Origin of the sequence: Paenibacillus glycanilyticus NBRC 16618 (genome assembly GCF_004000805.1) — a bacterium.
Lineage (GTDB): Bacteria > Bacillota > Bacilli > Paenibacillales > Paenibacillaceae > Pristimantibacillus > Pristimantibacillus glycanilyticus.
Genome location: NZ_BILY01000011.1, coordinates 79,100 through 94,225, shown reverse-complemented (window position 1 = coordinate 94,225; position 15,126 = coordinate 79,100). Strand labels below are relative to the sequence as shown.

The 15,126-nt window shown below is 50.8% G+C and carries 13 protein-coding genes; 12 read left to right on the top strand and 1 reads right to left on the bottom strand.

Features of this window, described 5'->3' with window-relative positions; translation table 11 throughout:
- Window positions 1–76 precede the first annotated feature (76 nt).
- Window positions 77–1,396 (top strand): ArsB/NhaD family transporter, encoded by a 1,320-nt coding sequence (locus PGL01S_RS11230; RefSeq protein ID WP_174806551.1) that lies wholly within the window; start codon window positions 77–79, stop codon window positions 1,394–1,396.
- A gap of 116 nt (window positions 1,397–1,512) precedes the next feature.
- A complete protein-coding gene (locus PGL01S_RS11225) occupies window positions 1,513–2,265 on the top strand; it encodes a YetF domain-containing protein (RefSeq protein ID WP_127494539.1) in 753 nt (250 codons plus the stop codon).
- Window positions 2,266–2,340: 75 nt separating this feature from the next.
- Here PGL01S_RS11225 and spoVB read toward each other — a convergent pair whose 3' ends face one another.
- Window positions 2,341–3,900 (bottom strand): stage V sporulation protein B, encoded by a 1,560-nt coding sequence (spoVB, locus tag PGL01S_RS11220; protein ID WP_127494537.1) that lies wholly within the window; start codon window positions 3,898–3,900, stop codon window positions 2,341–2,343.
- A 197-nt stretch (window positions 3,901–4,097) separates the two neighbouring features.
- Here spoVB and PGL01S_RS11215 point away from each other — a divergent pair, with 197 nt between their 5' ends.
- The 10 genes from PGL01S_RS11215 (at window position 4,098) to PGL01S_RS11170 (ending at window position 15,126) form a co-directional block, all read left to right on the top strand.
- Entirely contained in the window at window positions 4,098–4,337 is a 240-nt protein-coding gene (locus PGL01S_RS11215) for a post-transcriptional regulator (protein WP_127494535.1), read from the top strand.
- A 95-nt stretch (window positions 4,338–4,432) separates the two neighbouring features.
- Window positions 4,433–5,665, top strand: a complete 1,233-nt coding sequence (gene secD / locus PGL01S_RS11210; protein WP_127494533.1) for a protein translocase subunit SecD — start codon at window positions 4,433–4,435, stop codon at window positions 5,663–5,665.
- Complete coding sequence (secF, locus tag PGL01S_RS11205; RefSeq protein WP_127494531.1) at window positions 5,655–6,575, top strand: protein translocase subunit SecF; 921 nt, start codon at window positions 5,655–5,657, stop codon at window positions 6,573–6,575. Before secD ends, secF begins: the two co-directional genes overlap by 11 nt.
- A gap of 96 nt (window positions 6,576–6,671) precedes the next feature.
- Window positions 6,672–7,562 (top strand): cation diffusion facilitator family transporter, encoded by an 891-nt coding sequence (locus tag PGL01S_RS11200; protein WP_127494530.1) that lies wholly within the window; start codon window positions 6,672–6,674, stop codon window positions 7,560–7,562.
- Window positions 7,563–7,587: 25 nt separating this feature from the next.
- The gene (recJ, locus tag PGL01S_RS11195) at window positions 7,588–9,621 is read left to right on the top strand and encodes a single-stranded-DNA-specific exonuclease RecJ (RefSeq protein ID WP_127494529.1); all 2,034 of its coding nucleotides are present in this window, start codon (window positions 7,588–7,590) and stop codon (window positions 9,619–9,621) included.
- Window positions 9,622–9,666: 45 nt separating this feature from the next.
- Window positions 9,667–10,179 (top strand): adenine phosphoribosyltransferase, encoded by a 513-nt coding sequence (locus PGL01S_RS11190; RefSeq protein WP_127494695.1) that lies wholly within the window; start codon window positions 9,667–9,669, stop codon window positions 10,177–10,179.
- A 320-nt stretch (window positions 10,180–10,499) separates the two neighbouring features.
- Entirely contained in the window at window positions 10,500–11,459 is a 960-nt protein-coding gene (locus PGL01S_RS11185) for an ABC transporter permease (protein WP_127494527.1), read from the top strand.
- Between the two features lie 36 nt (window positions 11,460–11,495).
- Entirely contained in the window at window positions 11,496–12,395 is a 900-nt protein-coding gene (locus tag PGL01S_RS11180; RefSeq protein ID WP_127494525.1) for a carbohydrate ABC transporter permease, read from the top strand.
- Between the two features lie 115 nt (window positions 12,396–12,510).
- A complete protein-coding gene (locus PGL01S_RS11175; protein WP_127494523.1) occupies window positions 12,511–14,205 on the top strand; it encodes an extracellular solute-binding protein in 1,695 nt (564 codons plus the stop codon).
- A gap of 117 nt (window positions 14,206–14,322) precedes the next feature.
- Window positions 14,323–15,126: a response regulator transcription factor gene (locus PGL01S_RS11170; protein ID WP_127494521.1), complete on the top strand. Its 804-nt coding sequence runs from the start codon at window positions 14,323–14,325 to the stop codon at window positions 15,124–15,126.

The following is a 15,126-nucleotide window of genomic DNA, read 5'->3' as shown; positions in this document are numbered from 1 at the left end:
TTGACTGGACGATATTTACAACTTTTTTGTATAATGTGCTTTATTGTTTGAATCGCTGAAACAAGGAGTTGTTGATTTGGAACAGATTTACCATCCTGCTGCCTGGCAGGTAACGGCTGCTGTCGTTATTTTCCTCATAACGTATGCCATCATCATTACGGAGAAAATAAACCGTACCGTCATTGCTTTATTTGGTGCGGTCATCATGATTGTGCTTGGCGTATTGGATATGAAGCTGGCTTTTACCGAACACATCGAATGGGGAACCATATTCTTGTTGATTGGGATGATGATCCTGGTTGGCATTGCGAATAAGACAGGCGTGTTCCAGTATGCAGCCGTAAAAGCGGCGCAGACCGCGAAAGGCGACCCGGTTAAAATTTTTATTATCCTGTCTTTGCTTACGGGTCTCGGTTCGGCTTTTCTCGATAATGTAACGACCGTGCTTTTGATCGTTCCGATTACGTTCTCGATTACCCGTATACTGAAAATCACGCCGGTGCCATTCCTGCTGGCTGAAATCTTGTCGAGCAATATCGGAGGAACGGCTACTTTGATTGGCGATCCGCCTAATATCATGATTGGTTCGGGGAACGAGAATTTAACGTTTAATGATTTTCTTGTAAACCTTGCGCCGGTTATTCTTGTTATCCTGGTTGTCACAATCGCCCTGCTTGTCTGGATTTATCGGAAAAAGCTCATTGTAACCGACGAATCAAAGCAAGAGCTTATGGACTTAAAAGCGGAGGATTACATCACGGACCGTAAGTTGATGATAAAGTCTTTAACCATCCTGCTGCTGACGATTGCCGGCTTTGTTCTACACTCGGTCATTCACGTTGAAGCGGCAGCGATTGCTTTGGGCGGTGCCACGCTTCTTATGTTGATCGGGGTGAAGAGGGAGGACGCTGAGGCGGCCTTTGACACGGTGGAGTGGGAGACGATCTTTTTCTTTATCGGATTGTTTATGCTTGTTGGCGGTCTCGTGGAGACGAACATCATATCGGATCTGGCCAATGTCACGCTGCAGATTACTTCCGGCGATATGACCAAGACCTCTATGCTGATCTTATGGGTGTCGGGTATCGCTTCCGCGACGATAGACAATATCCCGTTTGTGGCGACGATGATTCCGCTTATTCAAGATCTGGGAGTTCAGATGAACATTGCCAATCCCGATGATCTTAATCCTTTATGGTGGTCGCTATCGCTTGGCGCTTGTTTAGGCGGCAACGGAACCCTTATCGGGGCATCGGCAAACGTAGTTGTAGCGGGTCTCGCCATGCGGGAAGGCAAAGGCTTCAGCTACATGGACTTCCTGAAAATCGGAGCGCCGTTAACGCTGCTTGCCCTTGTTATATCCACCATATATATCTATTTTATTGTGCTGCCATAGGTTATTTACCCATAAATTCGTTACTCCGTTTATCGCATGATGTGTCAGGCTGAAGGCCAGAATAGCTTTACGTGCTGTTCCGAAGCTGGCATGACAAAAACGAGGAGGCGGTTAGGATGGAATATGGGAGCATGCTGCTCCGAACCGTATTGATTTACTTCATCGTATTTCTGATCATGCGTTTTATGGGAAAAAGGGAAATTGGAAAGCTTTCCGTGTTTGACCTGGTAATCTCCGTCATGATCGCCGAGATTGCCGTTATCGTCATCGAAGATGTAGACCGTTCCATGTGGGAAGGCATTTTGCCCATGGTCGTATTGTTAATCGTTCAGGTGGGCATTGCGTTTATTGCTTTGAAAAACCGCAAGCTCAGGTTATGGTTTGACGGGAAACCAAGCTTCATCATTGCGAAAGGCAAGCTTAACCGGGATGTCATGCGCAAGCAGCGCTATAATCTGGACGATTTGTTGCTTCAATTAAGGGAAAATAAGATCACCAACGTGGCGGATGTCGAGTTTGCGATTCTCGAGACGACGGGCAAATTATCGATTGTCGAGAAAGAAAACGCGGAGACCAAGGAACAAGAGGAGCCGCAAAAAGAGCAACAAGCAAAGACGGCTGCTGACGAGCCCATCTTAAAGCCTCAATCCCAGACGCCTGCCCGTTTCCGGTTCGAAATGCTGCCGATCCCGCTGATCATGGACGGCAAAGTTCAGGATGAGAATTTGGCCAAGCTCGACAAAACCAGATTCTGGCTAAAAAATGTGCTGCAGGAACAGGGCGTGCACGATTTCAAGGAAGTCTTTCTCTGCACGATTGACCATAAAGGAAAGCTGTTTATCGATTGCGACAAAAAGCCGCGCTCCTAGCCGGAACGCCCCCCTGACGTATTTGGACAGGGGGGCGCTTCCGGTCAAGAAAGCACGGCTTTTTCTTGCGGCGTCTCATTTGAACCATTGTCCCAGAACCGGGATGCGGGCGATATCGTAGCGGTCGATTATTTTCATCCAGACCATTAAGAGCAGATACAGGATTCCGCTGATCATGCAGGCCAGCATCAGATTGATCCATTCGAGCGTTAATGGCTGGGTGTTCATCATCCATCTGGCGGCAGCGCCCATAACGATCATGGCTGCTCCAACCTTTACGAAATCGAGAACCTGCATATGGAAGCCAATAAAGCGCAATACGCTGATGCCGTGGAGGACCGTAACGAGCACGATATTGACGTTAATCGCGATAAGCGCGCCGTATATGCCAAGCTCGGGCTTTGAGGCAAGCATAACGATCAGAACGAGTTTGACGGCCGCCCCGATAAACGTGTTCATCAGCGCTGTTCCGGGCTTGTTCAAAGCTTGAAGAGCAGCCTGCAGGGGAGCTTGCAAATAAATGAATATGCCGATCGGAGCTATCAGCTGGAGCATCGGAGCAATATCTGCCTGATTGTAGAGCAGACGGCAGATCGGTTCGGCAAACAGCCACATCACGACAACAAACGGAGCTCCCGCAACAAGAGCCAGCCGCATCGATTGATGCATGCGGATATGGATGGATGCTTTGTCTCCCTTGGCCGCCGCTTCGGATAATGAAGGAACCAGGGAGGAAGCAAGCGAGAAGGTTAGCGCCGTTGGCAGGAGCAGCAGCGGAATGATCATCCCTTGCAGCGCGCCGTATTGGGCAGTGGCTACACCGGTTGCAATTCCCGCGGCAGCAAGGCTCCGGGCGGTTAGAATCGATTCCAGCAAATAAGACAAGGAGCCAACCATCCGGCTTCCGGTAACCGGAATGGACAGGCCAAGCAAGCGGCGAAGCACCGGGGTATTTTCTTCGTGCAGATCATCGGATTCATGTTTTGGAGCGGACTTGGACTTCCCGTGTTCCTTCGCATATGTCCAGAGAAGAACGGCTAGAGCGCCAATCTCTCCCGCGACAACTCCAAGCATGGCGCCGGCAGCAGCCCATTCGATCCCCCGCGGAAGCAGCAGGGAAGCAAAGGTTAGGGAGCCGATTATGCGGATGACGGTTTCAATGATTTGCGAGGCAGCGGACGGTATCATATTTTGCATGCCTTGGAAGTAGCCCCGGTAGACCGAGGAAACTCCTATGATAAGCATCAGAGGCGTCATAACCAAAAACGTCTGATAGACCCTGGAGTCGGTTAGCAGATGGGTCGTAATCCATTTCGCGAAGAGGAGCAGCGCAGCCGTCATCACGATAGCTAGTACGATTGTAAGGCCCATTGCTGTCCGGAAAATTTGTTTGACCCGCGTAGAGTCGCCGCGAGATACGGCTTCAGCCGTCCATTTGGTAATGGCCAGCGGAATGCCGCCTGTTATAACGGTCAGCATAACCGTCAAGAACGGGTAGCTGAGCTGGTACAGCCCGACGCCTTCCGCTCCGATGATTCTCGGGAGAGCAATACGCGGAACAAAACCGAGCAGCCGGTTAATGATGCCGGCGGCCAGCAGAATCATAGCCCCTTTTATAAACGTTTGCTTCGTCATTCGTCGCCCTCATCTCTTCAATAATCCCACCTATTGTATCCGTACATCTTTATGCGCGGCATGTCCGAATCATGAATCATCCAAATTTATCAATTCAAAAGATTCAGCAGGAAAATCGACAAGCGGCAGCGAATAGGTAGGAGGACAGTTATCACTATCGGGATAGGCATTTGCAAGGCCAGAAGGAGGAGACAGCCGTGGGAGATGAGGATCTGAACAGCGCGATCGAACAGCTGTGCAACAGCAAGGCGGAAGAATTTCATCTCATCGGATACGAACATGTAACGGGGAAAGAGATTTGGGAATGCGTAAGCGAGAAGTATAGCAAGACCGGTCAGCCGGAGCTTCATCAGATCGTAAACGATATCTTGTCCTTAAAGGTGACAAAATTTATGAACTTTATGACGCTGAGCGCTTTTCGGGGAAACCATTTCTAACGGAAGGGTTTTCTTTTTTTTGTCGTGCAATTTTACACGCAAGTACAACCTAAGTATAATAGGAATATTGAGATCTTAAGGGGGACTATGTACGTATGAACTGGAAGAGATTAACTGCCTTCCTTGCGGTCGTTGTCATCATGTTTGGCGCTATCGCATGGACGAGCCCGGCTCTTGTCAAAGATATCCGGCTCGGTCTTGACTTGAAAGGCGGATTCGAGGTATTGTACGAAGCCTCACCACTTGAAGGCGGCGAACAGGTAACGCCTGAATCGCTCAAGGAAACAGCGAAAAGCCTGGAGCAAAGGATTGACGCGAACGGGATTGCCGAGCCTGAAATTACACGTGAAGGCAGCAACCGGATCCGCGTAAAAATTGCTGGCGTTACGGACGAAACAGCAATCAGGGAAATGCTGAAAAAGCCGGTTAATCTGACATTCCGCGGTCCGGACGGCACGGTAGAGCTGCAAGGCAACGACTTCGTGCAGAATGGCGCCAAAGTCGAGTTTGACCAATTGGGCAATCCGATGATTACCATCAAACTGAAAGACGCTAAAAAGTTCGAGGATGTAACAACCAAGCTGACAGGCAAAACGTTGTCGATTTACCTTGACGACAAATTGTTGTCCAGCCCATCGGTCAACTATCCAATTACAGGCGGTACGGCACAAATCTCGGGTAACTATTCCCTTGACGAGGCTAATAACCTAAAAGACACGATCAACCTCGGCGCATTGCCGCTGAAGCTGACGGAGAAATATACGCAAAGCGTAGGCGCAAAGCTTGGTCAAAAATCTCTTGAGGATACAGTAGGCGCTGGCGTTATCGGCACAGTTATCATTTTGATTTTGCTAGTCGTCTTGTTCCGTGTTCCTGGCTTTGTGGCCGGTATTACGGTTATTTCCTATACTTGGCTGCTCGTTGTGGTGTTTGAGCTGATGAACGCTACGCTAACCTTGCCGGGCATCGCGGCGTTTGTGCTCGGTATAGGCATGGCGGTTGACGCCAATATCATTATGTACGAGCGGATCAAGGAAGAGATTCGCAGCGGCAAGAGCCTGCTGTCTTCCCTGAAGGCCGGTTCGAAAAACTCGTTCCGTACCATAATGGACGCGAACGTAACGAATATCATTTCTTGTGCGGTCCTTTACTTCATCGGTAACGGCGCAATCCGCGGCTTCGCTCTAACGATGATCTTCAGTATTCTCGTAAGTATCGTGACCAACATCTTCTTGGCGCGTCTGCTGATTCAATTGCTGATCCGCAGTAACCTCTTTACTAAACCTGGCTACTACGGCGTGAAGGAGGCAGAAATCCGTGCTCTATAATGCAAAGGTTCGGTTCGACTTTATTAAACACCGCAACAAGTTTTTCTTGTTCTCGGCTATTTTGACGATTGTCGGCATTTTGATGGTCAGCATCTTCCATATGAACTTCGGGGTTGACTTCAAGGCCGGTACCAACATGGATATTCTCGTAGGCAAGAAGATTACCCAGGCGGAAGCCAAAGATATTTTGTCCCAACAAGGCTATACCAATGTTACGCCTACGGTAGGCGGCACTAACGGCGACCGCGTATCTGCCCGTTTCGACGACGTCCTCGAACAGGCGAAGGTTAAAGCGATCGAGGATGCTTTCAAAGAAAAATACGGCGATAAAGTATCTTCCGAGGTTAACGTCGTATCGCCGGATATGGCGCAGGAGCTTGGCGTCAAAGCGATTTACGCGGTTATTATCGCGAGCGTAGCGATTATGCTCTACGTAATGATCCGCTTCGAATGGCGTATGGCGCTTGCGGCCAACATTGCGATTTTGTATGATGCCTTTGTCGTTATTACGATGTTCTCGATTTTCCGTCTTCAGGTTGACCTGCCGTTTATCGCGGCCGTATTGACAACGATCGGTTACTCGATTAACGATAAAATCGTTATCTTCGACCGGATCCGCGAAAATCTTCGTTTTGCCAAAACAAAAAATGCCGATCAAATCGGCGATCTTGTGAACCAAAGCTTGTGGCAAACGATGGCGCGTAACATTTACACGGTGCTCGCCGTTCTCATTATCGCTACGTGCCTGTTCATCTTCGGCAGCGAATCGATTAAGCTGTTCGCTCTCGCGAAGATGATTGGTCTTGCGAGCGGCGCTTATTCTTCGATCTGTATCGCGGCTCCGCTGTGGATGGTTATGAAGAGCAAGCAAAAGCCGTCTACGAAAGCAGCGGCTAAAAAAGCGGTATAAGCTTTAGCTTCAAATATAGAAAAATACTCTATGAAAAAGTGGAATGGAAGCCGGCTTGTTCCATTACCGGCGTTCCATTCCACGCTGGAGGCATAAATGTCAACCGAACAACGATATGCGAAGGCAAAGCCGGCTGAACAGGCGGGCTTATGGGGAACTGCGGCGCTGGCGTTGTTTAAAGGCATAGTAGGCGGACTCGCGGGCAGCAAATCGCTGCTCGCCGATGCCTTCCGTACGGCGGCAGAATGTGCCGCCGCTTTTGCTTTGTTGTCCGGTAAGCAGGAGGGAAGCAAGAAAACGGCCGCGATGCTCCGGACTGAAGCGCTGACGAAAGTTTTCCTGGCCGTGTTTTTTCTGATTACAAGCCTGGAGATTGGCATTTCCGCCATTCGCTCCATTGCGGAAGGGGTCGATAAACCGCCGCACTGGACCGCGCTTGCCGCCATTCTCCTTAGTTTGCTTGTTCGTGAGATGTTCTTTTCCCAGAAGGAGCGCGGCTCAAGCTTGTATTGCTCGCTTGCGGCGCTTGTTGGAGCAGGTGGAGCCATGCTTGGGAAGGCAGCGGCGCTGCCGGCTTTGTATTATCTGGATCCTGCGGCTGCAATTGTGATTGCAGTCATTGTCATGTTAAGCGGCTATCGCACGATCGCCGGATTTGTAAGAAAAGATGCAAAGGCTGAGATCCAAAGCGAAGACACGGAAATATTGATGCAGCTGATTCAGCGGGTAGAAGGGGTTATTACCGTGGAATCGATTCAAGCTAAGGAACAAGGGCATTATGTTGTTGCCGATATCGTGATCAGTGTAAATCCGCGTATTTCCGTATTGGAAGGCCATGAAATTGCTAAGCGGACGAAGCAGCTGCTGCTTACCCGGTTCGGCCATGTAACGGACGTGACGATCCATGTAGAGCCTTATGATCCCGGTTATCCTTACAAATCGAATCATGATCCGAACCAGGAGCAAATGCCAACGCTTCTGCAATAGAATGGAAAGGGGTTGAAACTTTAGCGTGATACAGGCAAAAACACGCTGGAATTTGGCGCCTTGGAATAATGAGGATGAGCAGCAGGCGGAACGGTTGTCGGCACAGCTCGGAATTCCTCCTCTTGTTGCCAAGCTTCTTGTTCAGAGAGGCTATAAGGATAAGGAAGCGGCGGAAACCTTCCTGCGGGGAGGGGAAGACCGGCTGCATGACCCGTATCTGCTGAAGGACATGAAAGAAGCCGTTGACCGGATTCGGCAGGCGGCGGATAACAGTGAATTCATTCGGATTTACGGGGATTACGATGCGGACGGGGTATCCAGTACATCGCTGCTGATTCATGTATTCCGCGAATTAGGTTATTCCTTTGATTATTATATTCCGCATCGCGCTTTGGAAGGTTACGGCCTGAATACCGGGGCGATTGATCTGGCTGCTGCTGACGGCGTTCGTCTAATCGTCACGGTTGACACGGGCATCAGCGCTTACGAGCAGGTGGAATATGCGAAGTCGCTAGGCATTGATATCGTCGTAACCGACCATCATGAACCGCCGGAGCGGATTCCGGATGCGGTTGCCGTTGTTAATCCGAAGCGGGAGGATTGCCCTTATCCGTTCAAAGGATTGGCCGGCGTTGGCGTAGCCTTCAAGCTGGCAACGGCTCTTATGGGGCGTCCTCCAATGGAATGGACGGATATTGTCAGCCTTGGCACGATTGCGGACATCATGCCGCTCACCGATGAGAACCGGGTATTGGTCCGGGCTGGACTCGCCCGGCTGCAAAATACCGGAAATACGGGCTTCCGCGCCTTATCGGAAGCATGCGGGATAGAGCTGGATCAAGTGACGTCCACGACCGTTGCTTTTGGCATGGCGCCGCGCATTAACGCCGCGGGCCGGTTGGATCATGCGAAGCGCGCGGTAGAGCTGCTGACGACCGGCGATTACGACGAGGCCATAAGGGCAGCATCTTCGCTGGATGTGCTCAACAAGGAAAGACAGCGAATCGTAGACGGCATCGTGAAGGAAGCCGAACAACAGTGGCAGGGGAAACGGGACGCTGCGCAAGCGGCAGCGAGACCCGAGCCTGCCGTCATCGTCCTGGCTGGAGAAGGCTGGAACGTTGGCGTAATCGGAATTGTTGCTTCCAAGATCCTGGAGCGCTATTACAAGCCGGTTATTATCCTTGGCATCGATCCGGACAACGGAATGTGCAAAGGGTCGGCGAGATCCATTGAAGGCTATGATCTTCATGCCGCGTTAACCGAATGCGACGAGCTGCTGGACCATTACGGCGGTCATCAGGCGGCGGCCGGCATGAGCCTTCACCGCGATCAGCTGCCTGCATTCGAGGAGAAGCTAGGCGAGCTGGCGATGGAATGGATGACGGAGCAGGATTGGATTCCGAAGACGGCTATTGATCTGGTCTGCTCGGTTGGGGACGCAAGCATCCATACGATCGGCCAGCTTGCTTTGCTTGAGCCGTTTGGAGCGGGCAATCCTTCGCCTAGGCTGCTGCTGCAATCCGCCGAGCTGTCCGACTATCGAACGATGGGCAAGGATGCCAGGCATTTGAAGCTGTCGCTCCGAAGCGGGCGTGCGTCCCTGGATGCGGTAGGATTCGGATTGGGAGAGCTGTCGAATCAGCTGCAGGCCGGTCTGCCCGTTGATCTCGTCGGCGAGCTGTCGATTAACGAATGGAACGGCCAGCGCAAAGCCCAACTTCATATTCATGATCTGTATTTCGGGGGAGCGCTTGCGAGATTCCCTGAACGGGAGCACTTCGGACAGGTATACCAGCTGCTCCGAAGAAAACAGCGTATTCCGGCAAAAGGAATCGAAGCCTATCTTTCCGGGCAATGCGGCTGGCCGGAGCAGATGATAACCGTCATGCTGGAGGTATTCCTCGAGCTTGGCTTTATTGCGGTTGACGGCACTCATTTCGTTGTTGCCGAAGCGCCGCAAAAGCGTGATCTTGGTACGTCGCAAAGGTATCAAGAGGCGAAACGCGAAGCCGAAAGGCTGCGTTCGCCGTATGTTCCAAACGAAGTAATGGCATAATTGATATGGGAAGTAGAGAAAGGATTGAACAAGAGAATGAGCGATATTAATTTCAAAGACTACATCCGGGTGATTCCCGATTTTCCGCAACCAGGCATTAGATTCAAAGATATTACAACTCTTCTGAAGGATGGCGACGTATACCGTGCTGCTATCGAGGATATCCGCAAAGCGGTTGAGCATCTGAAAATCGACATTATCGCAGGACCGGAAGCGCGCGGCTTTGTTGTTGGCGCTCCGCTTGCTACGGCGCTTGGCGTTGGTTTTGCGCCAATCCGCAAAAGCGGCAAGCTGCCCGGCGAGACGATTCAGGCCAGCTACGACCTGGAATACGGCAATGACAGCCTAGCGATGCATAAGGACGCGATTTCTCCCGGTCAGCGCGTACTTATTGCGGATGACCTGCTTGCTACCGGCGGTACAATCGCGACGTCGATGAACCTTGTCCGCCAGCTGGGCGGCGAAGTGGTTGGCGCCGCGTTCCTGATCGAGCTGTCCTACCTGACGGGCCGCGAGAAGCTGGAAGGCGTGGAAGTGTTCTCCCTCGTAACATACTAAAATCAAGTCTTTACCTTAACTGTCCCTGACGCGTGAGCGGAAGGGGCAGTTTTTTTTTGTTTTCATACACCTTTCAAGAGATGTGAGGTGGAAACGGATTCATTTTCCGGGCTAAAAATGCAACCGCATACATCGGAATGGAGTGTTATGAAAAATAACATTAATCAATTGAAATGTATCATTTTTCGTTGGTCTGGCAAATAGAAACGAACCTTCTCTAATTCTAAAATAAAAGCAAGACCACTTGCTTCCATCTGTAGCTTAACGAAGCAAGAATCGCAACCAAAAACGTGTTGCCATTCTTTTTGGGGGGACAACGAATGACAGAGATCACCGTAGCCGTTGCAGAGAAACAACAAGCGCTAAAGCGCAAATCCAAGCTGGTACGCTTCGTTAAGCAATGGGATTTGCAGTTGATGGTTATTCCGGCGCTTCTGCTCATTTTCGTATTCAGTTACATACCGATGTACGGCGTATTGACCGCGTTCCAGGATTACAGCATCTTTAAAGGGTTTTTGGACAGCCCTTGGGTGGGGCTTAAACATTTCGAAATGTTCTTCCATGCGCCGGAGTTTGAACGGGTGATGCGAAATACGATCATCATCAGCGTATTGAAGCTCTTATTCGGCTTCCCGGCGCCAATCGTTCTGGCGCTTATGCTGAACGAAGTAAAGAACATGTACTTTAAGCGCGTTGTACAGACAGTGAGCTATTTGCCGCATTTCCTATCGTGGGTTATCGTGTCGGGCTTTGCGATGTCGATCCTGTCGGTGGAGAACGGCAGCCTGAATATTCTGCTCCAGTCCGTGCATCTCATCAAAGAACCGATCAGCTTCCTGTCCATTCCGGAATACTTCTGGACGATTATCGTAACGACGGGGGTCTGGAAGGAGATCGGCTTCAGCTCTATCGTCTACCTGGCCGCGATTGCCGGCATTGACCCTAACATGTACGAAGCCGCTTCCATCGACGGAGCAAGCCGGTTCAAGCAAATCTTTATGATTACGATTCCAACGATTATGCCCGTCGTCATCATCTTCCTTATACTCGCAATCGGCAACCTGCTTAGCGCAGGCTTTGAGGATCTGCTCCTGCTCGGCGTTAATCCGGTACTGAGAGACGTATCGGATGTGCTGGATACGTACGTGTACAGAACGGGGATAACCGGACAGCGCTTCTCCTATGCGACGGCAGTTGGATTGTTCAAGGCCGTAATCAGCGTTGGCTTGCTCACCTTTGCCAATCTGCTGGCAAGAAGAACCGGCAACAGCTTATGGTAAGGCAAGCACATAATCGCACAAGGAGGACCGCCGCGTATGAGAATCAAATCCAGCTTAAGCGATAGAAGCTTATCGATCTTCGTTTATATCAGCCTGACCGTTATCGCCTTCTTTACCTTTTATCCGTTCTGGAACGCCGCGGTAATCTCGTTTAACAAGGGGATGGACACGGCGCTTGGAGGCGTGACCTTCTGGCCGAGGGCTTTTACGGTCGATAACTACGAAATCGTTTTCCAGGACAAACGGATTATCAACGGATTTTATATTTCCGTCATGCGGACGGTGATTGGCACAGCCTGCTCTATTCTGTTTACCGCCATATTCGCTTACGGCATGACCAAGCGCGAGCTGATCGGCCGCAAGTTTTATATGATCGCCTGCATTGTTACGCTCTACTTCAGCGGGGGCATTATCCCGACGTTCCTGTTAATCCGCGGTCTCGGCCTTATGGATAACTTTCTTGTCTTTATCATTCCGGGGTTGATCAGCGTATGGAACATGATTATATTCCGGACCTTCTTCCAGGGACTTCCCAAAGGTCTCGAGGAATCGGCGCAAATCGACGGCTGCGGTTACTGGGCAACATTCTTTCGCATCATTTTGCCGTTATCCGGTCCCGTTATCGCTACGCTCGCCTTATTTACGGCAGTGGGGCACTGGAACGATTGGTTTTACCCAAGTCTCTACATTACGAAGGAAAAGCTTATTCCCATTCAGACGATGCTGCAGCAGATTCTGAATTCCAATATTATGAGCGAGCAGTTCTCGCAGCTGGATTCCGCATCCCAGAGCAGGCTCAGCTCGATGAAAAGCGTGACCAGCAAGTCGCTTTCGATGGCTACGATGATGGTGGCTACCATTCCGATTATCGCCGTGTATCCGTTCGTGCAGAAGTATTTCGTAAAAGGGGTATTGGTAGGCTCTTTGAAGGAATAGGGAGCTTGCGTCCAACCAGCGTTTTCAACGTGAAACGGATACGCTTGCCCGGCAGCATGGATCGACAAATCCGCTTCCGCTGAACATAATTAAAAGCATGGGAGAGAGGGGTTTTATGAAGATGAGCAGATGGAGGAAATCGGCAACGATTGGACTAGCAAGCGTAATGGCGATCACTTTGGCAATGACGGGATGCTCCAGCGGTAACGGAAACAAGACAAACAACGAACCGGCAGCGACAAACAGCCAAAAGCCGGCTGAAAGCGAGTCGCCCGCGAACACGGCTGGCGATTCGGGAGCATGGAAGCTTGGCAGCGAGCCGCTGAAGTTTTCTTTTTACGGGCATTACGACTGGTATTCGATGCCAGCCTGGGGCGGGGATGAAGCAACCAAATGGATTAAGGACAATATGAAGGTCGATATTACGCCGGTTCAATCGGGCGGCAATGCCGCACAGAAGCTGAACACCATGATTGCCTCTGGCGACCTTCCGGATGTCATCTGGATGGACCGCGGAGCGGATGTAGAGAAGCTGCGCGAAGCGGGCATGCTGGTTCCTTTTGACGATTATCTCGATAAATATCCGAATTTCAAGAAGTGGGTTGGCGAAGAGGCGATCAACATGCTGCGTTCGAAGGACGGCAAGATTTATCAGTTCCCGAACTGGTATACGTCCCAGCCAAACGGCAACGCCGGCTACCTTTTGAATAAAAAGATTTATGAGGAGCTCGGCAAGCCGGCTCTCGAAACAACGGACGATTTCTACAACTATTTGAAAATGGTCAAAGAGAAATATCCGAACGTAACGCCGTTTAACCCGGATTTGGCGATTGACGGCCAAGGCCTTGACGTGTTGTATTCGGCCTTCGGTGAGGATTACTCGCCGGCTTATGTTTCGAACCGTGCCGTGCCTACCGGCGATAAGCTCACCTCGCTGTTCCTTGATCCGGTCTTCCGCGAGTCGATGCAGTTCGCAAGCAAGCTGTTCCGCGAAAAGCTGATGTCTCCGGATGCCCTGACGCAAACGAAGGATCAAGTGAAGGAGCAGGCCTATAACGGAACGGCCGCGGTATTTGCCGGCGCGAGCCCAACGGAATACGGCGCGGTTGGCGACGCCGAGCTGAAGAAGAAGGATCCGAATTCCGGTTACATGATGGTGTGGCCGGTTCATAAAGCAGGACTCGATAAGAATAAAATTTGGGCAGGCACTTACACGCAGCTGGGCTGGAACGTAAGCGTCATTACCAAATCGGCTAAAGATCCGGAGAAAATTTTCGCTTTCCTCGATTATTTGACTGGTCCTGAAGGCACGCGAACCTTGTTCTGGGGTCCTGAAGGCATCTATTGGAAAGGCACGGACGCGGACGGTTCCCCAATCTTTACGGATGCTTACACCTCCGACGTGGAAGGCCGCACGAAAATGATGGATGCAACGGTTAACTTCCAATGGAACGGCAACACCGTCTTTATCGATACGTCCAAAATGAAATTCGAGCTGACCTTGCCTGAAGAGCAGCAGTCATGGGAAGCGCGCTGGCAAAATGCGATTACGTGGAAAACGCAGAAGAACGCTACGGAATTCATCAACCTTGCGCCGGCTCCTGATTCCGAGGAAGGCATTATCGCACAAACCTTCGAAGAGCTGTACAAGGAAGCAAGAGCAAAAGCACTGTACGCGAAGAGCGATGAAGAGGTTCTTGCGATCCTCGATAAAGCGCAGAAGGATGCCGAAGCAATTGGCTACGACAAGCTGCTTGCTTACAAGACAACGAAATGGCAGGAAAACTTAAAAAGCATGAAAGGCAATTAACATCCAGGCTAATGCTGGAGTATAATTTGGTCAAGCGGTCGGCGCCGTCCCTATGCATAGGGGCGGTTCTGCCGTTTCACGGCTTAACCACTCTGCAGGAACGGGGGAAGATGCCTCATGTATAAAGTGTTGATTGCGGATGACGAAGTGCTTGACCTGGAAGGCATGCGTTTATTTATTCCCTGGACCGAGCTTGGGCTTGAGGTTGTGGCAGCCGTCAACAACGGCTTTGACGCTTACGAGGTATTGAAGGACGGGGAGATCGATATTCTCGTTACGGATGTGCATATGCCCAGCATGTCCGGACTGGAGCTTGCGCGCAAGGCGCAGGAGACCGAAAGCTGCTCGGGGCTTAGAGTGATTTTCGTCAGCGGGTATCAGGATTTCCATTACGTTAAGCAAGCCTTGTCCCTTCGGGCATACAGCTACGTGCTGAAGCCGATGGACGATTCCGAGCTTGTTGACGCGCTGGTTCACGTGACCAAGGAGCTGGATGAAGTATCGAGAAAGCAGGAAGAAGAAAGGCAATGGCGGGAGGCTGCCAAACGTACGGCTCCCCGATATCAGCCTCTGCCTCAGACCGATACCGTTGAACCGGGCAAGCATACGAAGCTTATTTTGGAAGTAACCGCCTATATGAAGGAGCATCTGAATCGTTCCCTTACGCTCAAGGAAGTGGCTGACCGGTTCGCTTTTTCCCCTAATTATTTGGGTCTGATGTTCAAGGAAGAGATGGGGGTAGGCTTCAGCGAATATGTCATCACGATGCGGATGGAGAGGGCGGGAGAACTGCTGAAGGATCCGAAGGTAAAAATATATGAGGTCGCTGACCAGGTGGGTTACCGCTACATGCCTTATTTCAGCCGGCAGTTTAAAGAAACCTTCGGCATGACGCCAATCGAATTCAGGAGACACCGTTAA